The 14209-nt window shown below is 62.6% G+C and carries 13 protein-coding genes and 1 pseudogene; 6 read left to right on the top strand and 8 right to left on the bottom strand.

All coding sequences use genetic code 11. The annotated features are described in order from the left end of the window. Window positions 1–233 precede the first annotated feature (233 nt). The 6 genes from J2W36_RS26235 to J2W36_RS26210 form a co-directional block, all read right to left on the bottom strand. Window positions 234–1124 carry a VOC family protein gene (locus tag J2W36_RS26235; protein WP_307692736.1) on the bottom strand — a complete coding sequence of 297 codons (891 nt, stop codon included), beginning with the start codon at window positions 1122–1124 and terminating at the stop codon, window positions 234–236. 15 nt (window positions 1125–1139) lie between these two features. Next, a complete protein-coding gene (gene epsC, locus J2W36_RS26230; protein ID WP_307692735.1) occupies window positions 1140–1943 on the bottom strand; it encodes a serine O-acetyltransferase EpsC in 804 nt (267 codons plus the stop codon). 40 nt (window positions 1944–1983) lie between these two features. Continuing rightward, window positions 1984–2745, bottom strand: a complete 762-nt coding sequence (locus J2W36_RS26225; protein ID WP_307692734.1) for an amino acid ABC transporter ATP-binding protein — start codon at window positions 2743–2745, stop codon at window positions 1984–1986. Window positions 2746–2769: 24 nt separating this feature from the next. Continuing rightward, a complete protein-coding gene (locus tag J2W36_RS26220; RefSeq protein WP_307692733.1) occupies window positions 2770–3837 on the bottom strand; it encodes an amino acid ABC transporter permease in 1068 nt (355 codons plus the stop codon). A gap of 65 nt (window positions 3838–3902) precedes the next feature. Further along, on the bottom strand, window positions 3903–4991 hold the full coding sequence (locus J2W36_RS26215) for an ABC transporter permease subunit (protein ID WP_307692732.1): 1089 nt from the start codon (window positions 4989–4991) through the stop codon (window positions 3903–3905). 169 nt (window positions 4992–5160) lie between these two features. Then, window positions 5161–6201: a transporter substrate-binding domain-containing protein gene (locus tag J2W36_RS26210; protein WP_307692731.1), complete on the bottom strand. Its 1041-nt coding sequence runs from the start codon at window positions 6199–6201 to the stop codon at window positions 5161–5163. 139 nt (window positions 6202–6340) lie between these two features. Here J2W36_RS26210 and J2W36_RS26205 point away from each other — a divergent pair, with 139 nt between their 5' ends. Beyond that, entirely contained in the window at window positions 6341–7252 is a 912-nt protein-coding gene (locus tag J2W36_RS26205) for a LysR family transcriptional regulator (RefSeq protein WP_307692730.1), read from the top strand. A 37-nt stretch (window positions 7253–7289) separates the two neighbouring features. On the opposite strand, the gene J2W36_RS26200 is transcribed toward J2W36_RS26205, so the two are convergent. Then, window positions 7290–8237 carry a LysR family transcriptional regulator gene (locus J2W36_RS26200; protein ID WP_307692729.1) on the bottom strand — a complete coding sequence of 316 codons (948 nt, stop codon included), beginning with the start codon at window positions 8235–8237 and terminating at the stop codon, window positions 7290–7292. On the opposite strand from J2W36_RS26200, the gene J2W36_RS26195 reads away from it, so the two are divergent. Genes J2W36_RS26195 through J2W36_RS26175 form a run of 5 tightly spaced genes read left to right on the top strand, consistent with a single transcriptional unit; the run spans window position 8236 to window position 13801 of the window. Next, window positions 8236–9294 carry an NAD(P)-dependent oxidoreductase gene (locus J2W36_RS26195; RefSeq protein ID WP_307692728.1) on the top strand — a complete coding sequence of 353 codons (1059 nt, stop codon included), beginning with the start codon at window positions 8236–8238 and terminating at the stop codon, window positions 9292–9294. The two genes, J2W36_RS26200 and J2W36_RS26195, sit on opposite strands and share 2 nt — an antisense overlap. 43 nt (window positions 9295–9337) lie before the next feature. Continuing rightward, entirely contained in the window at window positions 9338–10867 is a 1530-nt protein-coding gene (locus tag J2W36_RS26190) for an aldehyde dehydrogenase family protein (protein WP_307692727.1), read from the top strand. A gap of 53 nt (window positions 10868–10920) precedes the next feature. Beyond that, a complete protein-coding gene (locus J2W36_RS26185) occupies window positions 10921–12276 on the top strand; it encodes a DUF3100 domain-containing protein (RefSeq protein ID WP_307692726.1) in 1356 nt (451 codons plus the stop codon). A gap of 14 nt (window positions 12277–12290) precedes the next feature. Further along, a complete protein-coding gene (locus J2W36_RS26180; RefSeq protein WP_307692724.1) occupies window positions 12291–13466 on the top strand; it encodes a M20 aminoacylase family protein in 1176 nt (391 codons plus the stop codon). Window positions 13467–13468: 2 nt separating this feature from the next. Continuing rightward, window positions 13469–13801 carry an alanine racemase gene (locus J2W36_RS26175; RefSeq protein WP_370869396.1) on the top strand — a complete coding sequence of 111 codons (333 nt, stop codon included), beginning with the start codon at window positions 13469–13471 and terminating at the stop codon, window positions 13799–13801. 264 nt (window positions 13802–14065) lie between these two features. On the opposite strand, the pseudogene J2W36_RS26170 reads toward J2W36_RS26175, so the two are convergent. Then, a pseudogene (locus J2W36_RS26170) lies at window positions 14066–14209 on the bottom strand (S-(hydroxymethyl)glutathione dehydrogenase); the annotation flags it as partial.

Genomic DNA, 14209 nt, shown 5'->3' with positions numbered 1-14209 from the left:
GGTGAAGGTGTCGGATCCGCGCATGCCGCATTGTCCTGCGGACACACCCTCTGGGACCGAGTTCGGCTTTCCAGGGCGAGGTATTTCAGCAGCCTGCTAGGTCTGACTCAATCATGGACAGTGTGCTATTCCCAACTTTTGATCGCGTACCAGGAGGCCGCAAAGTCGACTTCATTCCCGGAGACTGATGCATGCGGGCGCGCAGCGCTTCATTCCTCTGACCTGAACACAAATCATGTGGTTGATTCAAATTCCAGAATGACATTCCCACATTGTTCAGGCGGTACGAGCAATGTCCCTGTGGAGCTCTTCTCGGACGTAACACCACCAGCCTGCCAAAGCGCCTGAAGATCGCTGAATCTTGGAGTCGCCACTGTGATCGAAATCCCGTGCGGGCTATTGTCGCCACCCCACTCGGGTAGCGGCACGTCGCCGTAGAAAGCCTTTGCTTCGTCTGGCGACAGTACCCGGATCGCGCCGCAGCCGCTGTCTGCCACGAAGCCTGCGCCTCGCCGCACTACGCGGTCATCCCCGTAGAACGCTGCATAGCGCTGTTCAAGTTCGAGCGGCTGTTCAGCCACGTAGGTCACTGCGGTCACCGCATTCACGCCGTTGGGGTGCTGTTGCCACTCAGGCACCCAGATCAGTTCGGGCCGATGCTGGTGGCAAATGAAATTAGAGACATCGCGTTGCGTCTCGTTAAGAAACAGACCCAGCGAAACGATCGCCACGTCGGGGCTACCATCTGGCTTCTTCATTGCCCGCCGAAAGTCGATCAGTCCCTGACTTTTGAGTCCACGCGACGTGAGCAAATCGTGGTCGGCACGCGCGTCTTTGCTGTGCAACGCCACCAGCCCCAGACCCTCGACGCGCTCGAGAAACTTGCCGACGTTGCGGCCATAGCAAAACCCATCGACTGCATTGGTACCGAACTTCGACGCGTCATCAACCGAGATCAGTTCAATGAAGTTGTCCTTGAACATGAGCAGGGACAGGGTGGTTCCCCACGGATGAAAACCGACGGGGTTAGGTGCGAACCCGAGGCGCTTGTACTGTTCCCGAACGGTGGCAAGATCGCGTACGGTCACGACCGGATGATCGATGCCGAAGGTAACGTTGGGCATGGGCAATTACTCCGTTCAGCTGCTGATGTGTTTCATGGACTCGTCGATGGCATCCAGGCGTCCATGGGCTTTTCCCATTACACGGGCGGGAATGCCCGCGACCACGGTTCCAGGCTCTACCGACTTCAGGACGACGGTGCCGGCGGCGACGACCGCTCCGGCGCCAATCTCGATATTCCCGAGAATGGTTGCGCCTGCGCCGATGGTGGCATTGCGCCTCACTTTCGGATGACGGTCGCCCGCTTGCGTCAGCGTGCTGCCGAGCGTCACACCATGCCATATGTTGACGCCGTCCTCCACCACCGCAGTGGCACCGATGACGGTCCCTACTCCATGGTCAAAGAACACGCCGCGACCAATCACCGCGCCCGGATGAATGTCCATGGCGAAGACCGTTGCGCCCCAGTTTTGCAGAAGCACCGCCAGTTCCTGGCGCCCTTCGCTCCACAAGGCATGGTTGATGCGGTAGAGCTGGATGGCCTGGTACCCCCGAAAACTCAGCAAACCTGTCAGGACGCTGGGACACGCGGGATTGATGGCGGCGAGACGCACCAGGTCTGCTGCAGCCGCGGCCGCGATGTCTGGGTCGGCGGCCAGCACGTCATCGATGGCCGGCTTCAGCTGTGCCGTCGGAGTGGCTGCGGCCAGCGCTTGCACGAGCACACTCGACAGCGCATCCTCGAAGGATTGACGATCAAGCACCAAGGCCTGCAGCGTCGGCGCGACGCACGGTGAAGTGGCTGACAGAGCTTCGGCCTGTGATCGCAAGACACGCCACAGTTCCCTGACTTCCCCTTGCGCGGGGCGGTTTTTAATCATGCATATTCCTTAACGGTAATTTGGCCTGCGGGGCCGGGCGTCAGTGCTTCAGCACGCGCGACAGGAAAGTGCGCGTGCGATCCTCCTTGGGCGCATCGAAGATTTCCGCAGGTGTGCCATCTTCCAATATCTTGCCCCGGTCGATGAAAACCACGCGGTTGGCCACCTCGCGTGCGAAGCCCATCTCATGGGTCACGATCATCATCGTCATGCCCTCGGTTGCCAGTTCCCGCATCACGTCCAGCACTTCACCGACCATCTCTGGATCGAGTGCCGAGGTGGGCTCGTCGAACAGCATCACGTGCGGCTCCATGGCCAATGCGCGCGCGATGGCGACACGCTGCTGCTGTCCGCCGGACAACTGCCCCGGATATTTGAGCGCATGGTCCTGCATGCCTACCCGCTTGAGCAGCCGCCGAGCCGTGGCTTCAGCATCGGCCTGAGACTTGTTGCGCACTCGCATCGGCGCCAGCGTCACGTTCTCCAGCACGGTCTTGTGCGGGAAAAGATTGAACTGCTGGAACACCATGCCCACGCCACGGCGCACGGCGTTCAATCGCTTCTCCTCGCCGAGTTCGCGGTCTGCTTCGCAAGGCAGTTCGCAGCCATCGACCGTGATGCTGCCTTCCTGGAAGGCCTCCAGGCCGTTGACGCAGCGGATGAGCGTGGACTTTCCGGAGCCGCTGGCGCCGATGATGACCAGCACCTCGCCCTTGGCGACCTGAAGGTCGACCCCGCGCAGCACGTGGGCCGGGCCAAAGGATTTATTGACGTTCTTGATGTCTACGATGGAAGTCGGCATGAATGTCCTTGAAACAGATCTGATTCAGCGCTGGCCGGTGGCCATGCGCGCCTCGAGCCGGCGCGCGCCGTAGGTGATGATGGACGCGATCCCCAGGTACACCGCGAACATGAAGAGATAGATCTCGTAGTTGCGCCCCCCTGACTGGGGATTGATCAAAACCATCTGGCCGGCGCGCAGAAAGTCGGTCAGACCGATGATGAACAGCAGCGGTACCGTGTTGAAGATGTCTAGCACATTACCCACGAGCGCGGGCATGACGACACGGGTGGCCTGCGGGAGCACGATGTCCCGGTTGATCTGCATGGGGCTCATTCCGAGCGATCCGGCGGCCTCGATCTGCCCCTTCGGAACGCTTTGCAATCCGCTACGCACGTACTCGGCCACGTACGCTGCGAAGAACAGCACGAACCCGAGCAGACCGCGGAAAAGGTCGGGCACCGCTGTGTCCGGCACAAGCAGCGGCATCACGATCCAGACCCAGTAAACGATGAGAATCAGCGGCAGCGAGCGCATCAGCTCGATGTAACCGGTGCACAGGATGCGGGCGCTGGCGAAGCGGCTGCGCCGCCCCAGTGCCAGGCCGATGCCCAGCGGTACGCTGAGGATCGATGCCAGCAAGGTGACCAATACGCTCACCATCAGGCCGCCCCAGCGCTCGGTACCCGCTGGCAACAGCAGCATGGCCATCGCGATCAGTCCTGCGCCCCAGCCGAAGGGCAACAGCTTGCGCACCGGGGACCGCGGACTCATGGTGCCCCATCCGCACAAAGCGGACGTCGCGCACCCCAGCACCCAACCGAGCGTGGGCGTGGCAGCGGCCGCGCCCATGGCGGTAACCAACATGAATGCGCCCACTCGCCATAGTGGGGCGTCCGATGGCGGCGGCACGACCCATCCCAGCGTGGCTCCGCACAGCAGCGCCAGAATCAGCGCACAGAGCCAGGCGCGCCAGATCATCTCGGCAGGGAAGGTACCGACCATGAACACGCGAAGGTTGTCGGACACCACCTGCCATTGAGCGGCAGTGAACGACCACCAGAGCAGGCCAATCAATGCCCACAGGCAGACGGGCACGACGATCAGCGTCATCGCGGTGTCGAAATTCGATGCAAAAAGGTTGCGTCGGACCCAGCGGACAATCGGGTGGGCGGTACTCATTGCTTTCCCCCATTGCGCAGCAGCAAGCCATTCAACAGATTAACCGCGCCGCTGATCGTCCAACTCAGGATGAGGTAAGCCAGCATGACCACGATCACACCTTCCAGGCTCCGTCCCGATTGATTGGCAACCGTTCCATACACATTGAAGACGTCAGGGAATCCGATTGCAATGCCGAGCGATGTCGTCTTTGCCAAGCTGATGTACTGGTTGCCGAACGCAGGCAGGACGACGCGAAACACCTGCGGGATCACGATATCCCTGAAAGCCGCGCCCCGGCTGAGTCCCAGCGCTGATGCAGCCTCCCATTGCCCCTTGGGCAGCGCAACGATGGCGCCTCGGATGATCTCCGCAATGAAAGCCGATGTGTAGACCGTGAGGCCAACAAGCATCGCAGCGAATTCCGGACTGGCGCTGAACCCACCCGTGATGACGAAACCCGTAACGTGCGGCACCGTCACGGCCACGGGAAAGCCTATTGCCCATGCACTGACCAACCCCGCAAGACTACAGGCGGTCAGCCACTTGCGATGCCTGCGATTCGCTGCCCCTGCGACCAGCAGGACCAACCCTGCCAAGAACGAAAGCAATGCGGGGAGGGTGGCTTCGGGGGCGAGTTCCACCCCCGGGAAATAGAAGCCTTGCTGGCTCGCGATCACGGTTCCCAGCCAGCTCGCGGCATCTGCCAAGGCCGGGAGCTTCAGAATGACGACGAAATACCAGAAGACCAGTTGAATCAGCATGGGGGTGTTCCGGACCATCTCGACGAAGCCGAAACAGAGTTGACGCACGATCCAGTTGTGCGAGACGCGCCCCATCCCGACCAGCGTGCCGAGCACGGTAGTGAGGATGATGGCGACACTGGCTGTCTTGACCGTGTTGATGAAGCCGGCAAGCAATGCTTGGGCGTTGCTGTCGCTCGACATGAAACGCCTGAGGCCTTCCGTCGTGAGGGCATAGCCTTCGCTGAGGTCGAATCCTGCGACCTGCGAGAGAAATCCCATGTCGAAGCCGATCCCGTTGCGCGCCAGACCGGCACGCACGCTCAGTGCGAACCAGGCGACGAGCACAAGCACCGCGATCACGATGGTGACTTGCCTTGCTGCCTGCAAGAGCCGGCGATATGTGCGAGATGGACTTGGCGTCGGTGCGCTTTGTCGGGGGCTAAGAGTGTGATCCATGTGATCTCCGTGTCGTCATCAGCAGGAAAAAGACGGTGAGCGCGGCGCCCACCGTCTTCGAGGCGAGTGACGATCAGATCCAGGGGGGCGAGTACAAGGCGCCACCCTGCGTCCAGGGTGCGTTCAAAGTACCCTTCCGGTCCATCCGGTTGGGCGTCGACGGACCCAGGTTGCGGTCATAGATGTCGCCGAAACTGCCTACTTGACCAATGATCTTCGCGACGAAGTCGGCGGGCAGGCCGAAGTCCGGGCCGAAGCTCCCGTTCACGCCGAGGAACTTCTGAACAAAGGGATCTTTGGTCTTCAGTTGGTCAGGCAGGCTGGCGGACGTGATCTTGCTTTCCTCGGCTTGGAACGTGGCATACATGATCCAGCGCAGTGCGTTGCGCCAGCGCGAGTCGTTCGCAACGGTGAAGCCGGCGAAAGGAGACTTGTCCAGCGTCTCGGGCAGGATGTTGTAGTCCGATGGATTGGGCGCATTGGCCTTCCACGAGCTGAGCGCGGAACGGTCCGTGCTCATGCCATTGCAGCGACCTGCTTCCATCGCTGCAAACAACTTCTCGAGGTTCTCGTAGGTCAGCACCTTCGTCGATGGACTCCAGTTCTCAGCCTTGATGTAGCCCGCAAGCGTCTGTTCGGTGGAAGAGCCCTGCGTGGTGCAGATCGCACCACCGTTGAGGTCCTTCACGCTCTTGATCTTGGAGCCTTTGACCATGACGCCGGTGCCATCGTAGAAATAGATGGGCAGGAAGTCGACCGTGATCGCCGATTCACGGGCGGGCTTGACCGTGGTGTGAGCGAATACCACGTCCACCTGATTGGTCTGGACTGCATTGAAGCGGCTCTTGTCCGTGACGGTCACGAACTTCACCTTCTTCGCATCGCCAAGCACGGCCGCAGCCACTGCGCGGCACAGGTCCACGTCCAGGCCTTCCATCTCGCCCGTCTTGGTGTTGAGGTAACCAAAACCTGGTGCCGAGTTGTCAGTGCCGCAGTTCAGAACGCCACGCTGCTTGACGGTATCGAGCAGCGAAGTGGCCGCGTGCGTCTGCACGGCCACCAGACAGATCGCGCTGGCGGCAATGGTCTTGAGAAGACGCGAGAGTTGGCTCATGGGAATTCCTTTTTTACCGGGTTGATGGAGAAGGCGCCCCGATGCTACGAACATGATTAAGACAGGTATAGTGATCAATCTTTTAGATATACATTAGACAAACTGTCGGTTAAAAATCTTTGAGCGAGGGTTTGTTGGAATGGACATTGCAAGATTGCGAGCACTGCGTGAACTCTCGGCTCGCCAGACGATGGCCGCGGTCGCGGAAGCACTGTTTCTCACGCCATCGGCGGTGTCCCAGCAGATCGCCCAGTTGGAGGAAGAAGTCGGCATGCCGCTCACCGAACGACAGGGACGGGGCGTTCGACTGACGCCGGCCGGCGAGCGGCTGGTGGCACACGCCGAACGCATCCTGATCATGTTGGATGAAGCGAAGTCCGACCTTGCCGAAATCAAGCGAGAAATCGCTGGCGTCCTGCGTGTGGCGGCGTTTCCCACGGTGGCGGCCGCCCTCCTGCCGCAAGCCATTCAGGCACTTCAAGCCAGCTACCCGCATCTGGACATCGTCTTCAAGGAACTGGAGCCCGCCGATGGCCTGGCGGCGCTCGGCTCCTGGAACGTCGACGTGGCGTTTGTCGACAACCTGACCAACCTGTTGGTCCAGAAGTACAAGAACATCGATCAGGTGCCCTTGATCGAGGATGTTCTGTATGTTCTGCTCCCCCAGGGCCATCGGCTGGCGCAGCGCCAGTCCTTGGCAGTATCCGACCTCCGAGGCGAACGCTGGGCACTCGACTCGGCCGTGAGTTTCTACGGGGAATTCATCCTGAACCTGTGCCGACGCGCCGGCTACGAACCGCGGGTGAACGCGGAGTGCAGAGGCTTCGAGGTCGTGCGCGAGATGGTGGCCTCGGGGTGCTCGATCTCGATCATCCCCGGCCTGCGCCGGGTCAACGACCTCGCGGGCGTCAGTGCCGTCAAGCTGCGACCGGAGGCCAGGCGCAGAATCTCGGTCGCATTCCGCCACGGGGAACGAAACCATCCCGCGGTCAAGGTGTTCCTCGACCAGATGGTCCTGACGGCCAAAGCGGTCTCGGAGGCCACCAATTGAACGCCTCCGCAGTAGCTCAGGCTTCGTCCCGCGTCACTCAACTGCCCGCCTTGCCGCGATGCCGCGGCTTGGAGTCCTTGAAAGCGCGCATTGTGGCGATCAATTGCAGCAGCAACTGGTTCGACGCGATGGAAAGTTGTCGGCCCAGCCGCGTGACGATGTGCGCTTCGGCCGCGCCCAGCAAGGCCTGATCCACCGGGATCGCCACCAGTTCCCCGTCGTCGATTTCCTGCGATACAGCAAAAGCTGGCAACAAGCTCACCCCGAGGTCCGAGCGCACGAAGTGTTTGATGACCGAGATGGAATCCGTGGTCAGCTTGGGCGCGAGGCGCACACGCTCCATCTGTTCGGCCAATTCGATGACCTGCCGTGTGCCGAAAGAGCCATGCATCAGCGCAACCGGATAGGCCCCGACCTGCCGGAGCAAAGGCTGACGCTTCAGTTCAGTCAGCGGGTGGCCGGGGCGCGTCACCACGCACATCGGCTGCCGTATGGCTGCCCGTGAGCGTATGCCCGAAGCCACCGGCGGGTTGTAGACCATCCCGATGTGCGCGGCATCTTCCGCGACCAGACGCATGACTTCGTTCGTGCCCGCTAGATGCATGGTCACAGTCAAACCGGGATAGCGCCGCCAGAACTCCTTCATAGGCTCGGCCATGAGATCGCTCACGAAGCCCTCTCCCAGAACGAGATCGATATGACCGCGCGCCATTCCGCGAAGCTCCTGTACCTTGGTCAGCACGTCGTCCTGATAGGCGCTTTGCTGCCGGAAGTATTCGACCAGCATTTCGCCGGCTTCCGTCGCCTTCACGCCGCGTCCATGACGCTCGATCAACGGAATGGCCAGTTCTTCCTCCAGCTTTGCGATCTGGCGGCTCACCACCGACGGGTTCATGTCGAGCGTATCTGCCGCTGCGCGGACCGAACCGCGCACGACGGCTTCATAGAGATATCGGACTCGCCGGAATTCCAGTGTCTCGTTCATGCAGCCTCGCGATCGCAATGCCAAGTGTTGCCCTGTAGTCAACGAGATTTTACATGCGTTGTCATTGCTCGCCGAGCAAGTTGGTGGGACTCTCGCCCTATCGCTGCAACCGGCCCCATCGACGTATGGCTGTGCTCGAAGGCGATGCATTGCAATCAATCAAGTTCGGAGATTTCATATGAAGACGATCGGGGTAATTGGCCTGGGCAACATGGGGCGCGGCATGGCGCTGTCGCTCCAGCGTGGTGGCTTCGAGGTGGTCGGCACCGATGCTTCGGCAACGACCCGAGCGACGCTTGCCGCAGAAGGTGTTCCAGTGGTGGATTCGATCAAGGACGTAGTCGCCAAGTCCGATGCGATCGTACTGTCGCTTCCTACGGCGGCTATCGTGGCACAGGTCGTCGCGGGCGCCGATGGTCTTCTCAGCCATCCCAAGGCCGGCGTTCTGGTGATCGAGACCTCCACGTCTCACCCAGACACCACGCGCCAACTGGCCGCACAGCTGGCATCCGTCGGGATGAGCCTGATCGATGCGCCGGTCAGCGGTGGCCCCAAAGGGGCTCTCGCGGGCACGATGACGATGGTCATCGGCGGCTCGGACGAGGATGTCGCCCGGGCCGAGCCGGTGCTGATGGCTATGAGCGCCAAGCGCGTTCATGTCGGCGGCGTGGGCGCCGGCCACGTGGCGAAGATCGCCAACAACCTCCTTTGCGCGGCGCATCTGGCCATAGCCGGCGAAGTGACGCGCCTGGCAGAGAAAGCCGGCGTTCCGACGGAGCGCCTGCTCAGCGGCGTAAACGCCGGTTCGGGACGCAGCTTCGTCACCGAATTCAACTTCCCGACCTGGGTCAGCAGCGGCAAATTCGACTCCGGCTTCACGATGAAGCTGATGCGCAAGGACGTGCGCCTGTCCCAGGAGCTGATCGGCGCGCTGGACATCGACCTGCCACTGTCGCGCAAGGTGGCAGACCTGTGGGCCGTCAGCGCCGAGACCATCGCTGACGACGAAGACTTCAACCGCATCGTCGAGTTGGGCGCTGCGCGCACCAAGGCTTGACCCACCGCGCAGCAACCCTCAGCACATAACCCCGAGAACCATCATGCAAACAGACCTCAACCAACAACTGCTGGCCAAGCTGGCCTCCTTCTTCCCTGCCGCCAAGACCGTCGGCTCCTACGTCGGTGGCGAATATATCGTCGGCACCGGCGCTGCGGTGAAACTGGTCGACCCCGCGACGGGCCGGGAATTCCTAAGCTACGCCGATGCCGGTGCCGAGTTGGTGGACAAGGCGGCGGTGGCGGCGGTGGCTGGTCAGCGCGCCTGGGCAGCATTGACGGCAGCGCAGCGCGGCCGCGTCATGTTCGAGATCGGCCGCGTTGTGCGCAACCACATCGAGCCGCTGGCGCAGCTCGAATCGCTGTCGGCCGGTAAGCCGATCCGGGACTGCCGCGGCGAGGTGACCAAGGTCGCAGAGATGTTCGAGTACTACGCCGGCTGGACCGACAAGCTGCACGGCGAAGTCATCCCGGTTCCCAGCGGTCACCTGAACTACACCCGTCGCGAACCCTTCGGCGTGCTGCTGCTGATCACGCCCTGGAACGCACCGGTCTTTACCTGCGGCTGGAACGTTGCGCCAGCGATCGCCACCGGCAACGCGGTGCTGCTGAAGCCTTCGGAGCTGACGCCGCTCAGCTCGCTGGCAGTCGCTTCGCTGGCTGAGCAGGCCGGGCTGCCCAAGGGCGTGATCAACGTGCTCAGCGGCTACGGCCACACCACCGGTCAGGCCGCGATCGCCAGCCCGGTGGTCAAGAAGGTGGTCTTTGTCGGGTCGCCGGCCACGGGAAGCAAGATCGCCGCCGCTTCGGCTGCGCGCGGCATCCCGTGCGTGCTCGAACTGGGTGGCAAGTCGGCGAACATCGTGTTCGAGGACGCGGACCTGGCGCGCGCCTGCGTCGGCGCGCAATCGGCGATCTTCGCCGCGGCCGGGCAGAGCTGCGTGGCCGGTTCGCGCCTGCTGGTGCAGCGCAGCGTCTACGACCGCTTCGTCGCCATGGTCGCAGACGGTGCCCGCCGCCTGCGGACGGGCGAGCCGCTCTCGCCGGAAACCGAAGTCGGCCCGATCCAGAACGCCAAGCAATACGAACACGTGCTCGCCATGATCCAGACGGGACTGCGCGAAGGCGCGGAAGTGGCTGAGGGCAGCGACGGGAAGCCCGCGGGCGAAGGCTACTTCGTGCGGCCTACGATCCTGAAGAACGTGCGCAACGACATGGAGGTCGCTCGCACTGAGATCTTCGGACCGGTGGTCGTCGCCATTGCGTTTGACACCGAAGAAGAAGCGATTGCGATCGCCAACGACAGCGAGTTTGGCTTGGCGGGCGCCGTGTGGACGAACAACGTCGCGCGTGCACACCGGGTGGCCGCGCAGGTCAAGGCAGGCACTTTCTGGATCAACACCTATAAGGTCATCAACGTCGCATCGCCTTTCGGCGGCTTCGACGCCAGTGGCTATGGCCGCTCCAGCGGTACCGACGTGTTGCACGAGTACACGCAGGTCAAGAGCGTGTGGGTCGAAACCTCGGCGAGCCCGGCCGTCGCGTTCGGCTACGCGCCCGGCATCGGCGCCTGACCCGTCACCGTCTTTTACGACCCAGGCAGCCCTGAAATCGCATTGGAGCCCCTATGAGCACCGCCTTGAAAATTCCAACCACAACATCCGGCAGTATCGGCGCCGATCACGTGCGCCTGTTCGTTGCCGCCTTCCTGCTCGTGCTGATCGCCGAGCTGATCGGAAACGTCAGTGTGCCCCTGGCCCACGCCAAGGTGGTTCTGCTACCGTTGCTGTGGGCGTTGCTGATCGGCGCGGCTTGGGGCCTTGCTAGCCGGCGGATGCCGGTATCGCTGGCGATCGGCGAGCCGCTGCAGCGCACGGCGTCGTCCATCCTGCAACCCGCGCTGCTGCTGTTCATCGCCAAGCTCGGCCTGCTTGTCGGCGGATCGTTGCCCAAGCTGGCAGCCGCGGGTTTCGGCCTCGTGTTCCAGGAGTTCGGCCATTTTTTCGGCACGGCGCTCTTCGGGCTCCCGGTCGCACTGCTGCTCGGCATCAAGCGGCAGGCCATCGGTGCGACCTTCTCGGTTGGCCGCGAGCCCAGCCTGGCGATCATCGGCGAGCGCTTCGGCATGCAGTCACCCGAGGGCCAGGGCGTGCTGGCTGAATACCTGACGGGCACCGTATTCGGCGCGGTGTTCATCGCGCTGCTCGCTGGCTTCCTGGCCAGCCTCAACATCTTCAACCCGCTGGCGCTCGCCATGGGCGCCGGGGTCGGCTCGGGCAGCATGATGGCTGCGGCGTCAGGCGCGATCGCGGCTCAGCAAGCCTCGCCGGAACTGGCCAAGGACGTCGCTACATTTGCGGCGGCCAGCAACCTGATCACGACCACCGTCGGCACCTACTTCACGCTCTTCCTGTCGCTGCCGTTCACCATCTGGGCCTACAAGGTGCTCGAACCGCTCCTCGGGCGCACGACGAAAGCCAGCATTGAATCGGCGCCCGCCGATGCTGCGCACGCCCTGCATGAAACGTCTTCCTTCGGATTCGGCGCGCAGGTGCTGACCTGGCTGCTGGTGGGCGTGTTCGCGCTGCTGGGCAATTGGATCACCTACAACGCCTCGCCTGCCGACCCACTTGTGCTCGGCGGCATGGCTACCATCGTCGGTACCGTCCTTGTCGGCTACGCGCTCTACCGCCTCACGAGCGCCAAGGTCCCCGCTGTGATCTGGGTGTCGCTCGTCGGGATGCTGCTGACCTTTCCGCAGCTTCCCTTCGCCGCGCAGGTCGCCGCGATGACGGGGAAGATCAACTTCCTGGCTTTGGCCACCCCGATCTTGGCTTTCGCAGGTTTGTCCATCGCTAAGGACGTGCCGGCGTTCCGTCGGCTGGGATGGCGCATCGTCGTTGTCTCCTTCACGGCGAATGCGGGGACGTTCCTCGGCGCGACCCTGGTAGCCCAATTTTTCATGCACAAGCCCATCGTCTGAAGACCCGCAACGCCATGAACTCGATGCACCCCGACACCGTCAGCGCCATGCGTCGCTGGCGACGCGATCTTCACGCACACCCGGAACTCGCCTTCAACGAGTTTCGCACCGCCGACCTTGTCGCCCGGGAACTCGCGGCCATGGGCATCGATGTGCACCGCGGCCTGGGCAAGACCGGCGTGGTCGGCACGCTCTCGACGGCACCGGGACGGGCCATCGCGCTGCGCGCGGACATGGATGCCCTGCCCGTCAGGGAAATGAACACCTTCACCCACTGCTCGCGCCACGCCGGAACGATGCACGCGTGTGGCCATGACGGACACACCGCCATGCTGCTCGGTGCAGCCCGCCATCTGGCCACCCATCCGAACTTTCACGGGACGGTTCACTTCGTCTTCCAGCCGGCCGAAGAAGGCGAAGGTGGAGGCCGGGCCATGGTAGAGGACGGGCTGTTCGAGCGCTTTCGCTGTGATGCTGTCTACGGCATGCACAACTGGCCTGGACTTCCTGCGGGGACGTTTGCTATCAATCACGGGCCGATGATGGCCGCGCTGGACACCTTCGAAGTGACAGTGCAGGGACGCGGCACGCACGCGGCGATGCCGGAGCGTGGGGTCGACCCCTTCACGACCGTTGCGCAGATCACCATGGCGTTGCAGACGATTCCGGGCCGCACCCTCAGCGCCATGGACTCGGCCGTGGTCAGCCTGACGCAAATCCATGGGGGCGATGCCTGGAACGTCATCCCGGACCAAGTCGTGATGCGAGGCACTGTGCGGTGCTTCTCCCCGGACATCCAGGATCGGGTGGAAGCGGCACTGCAGACGATATGCCGATCGACGGCCGAAGCGCACGGTGCGAGCGCCATCGTCACCTACCGGCGCGCCTATCCACCGACCATCAACACCGCGCGGGAGACGGATATCGCGATCACCGCAGCACGGGCCGTGGCGGGCGCCGACAACGTGGAAATCGACTGCAAGCCATCGATGGCTTCCGAGGACTTCGCGTTCATGCTGCAGGCCAAGCCCGGTGCCTACATCTGGATCGGCGCCGATGGCGCCCAAGCTTCGCTGCCGCTGCACAACCCACGCTACGATTTCAACGACGACACGCTGGGATTGGGCGCGGCATACTGGGTCCGCCTGGTGGAATCGGTGCTGGAGGAAGGAACTGCAGACCATGGTTGAGGATGTCGTCGAACGTGCGCTCTATCGGGCAGGTTGCCGAGCATTCTTCGCGGCCTCGTCAACGAGGCCTTCGGCTGCGACCGGCACTCTCAAACGACGCGGGAATCCTTGTAGTGCTCGAGCCGTTTGCCGCCACCGAGCATGACTGCCTTGAAGGCGGCCTGACTCCTGTCCTGAACAGCCTCGACCAGGTTCGTCGATGGATGGCGTCAGCGCAATCCGTCCAACAACGACTCGGCGCAGCACTGCAATTCGACAACGGCATGGGGCTGCGCAAGCAAGAAGTGACGCGGATCCTGGCACTTCCCGAACTTGCGCAGTACGTCAACGTGTGACTGGTGATGAGTCACCTCGCAGCGGCAGAGTGCCCGGACGAACCGCTCAAAGAACAGCAGCTTCAGGACTTTCGGCGTTCGCTCGCCCAACGGCCTCTGGCCAAGGCAAGTCTTGCGAGTTCTGGCATCTTCCTTGATGCCCGCTTTCAATCGGGTACGCGGATGGCTCTCTCGGAAGCCTGGGTAACCGCGCGCACCTGAGACGGGAAGGGCACGATATCCAGCACGCTGGCGCGCACGCGGCGCAGTGGGTCGATCATCGTTTCAGCCATAGAGCACCACGCCGCGGATCGACTCGCCGCGCTTCATCAGATCGAAGCCCTTGTTGATGTCTTCCAGCGGCATGGTGTGCGTGATCAGGTCGTCGATGTTGATCTTGTTTTCCATGTACCAGTCGACGATCTTCGG

The sequence above is a fragment of the Variovorax ginsengisoli genome, from assembly GCF_030811835.1.
GTDB lineage: Bacteria > Pseudomonadota > Gammaproteobacteria > Burkholderiales > Burkholderiaceae_C > Variovorax > Variovorax ginsengisoli_C.
This window is presented reverse-complemented; position numbering and strand designations above follow the sequence as displayed.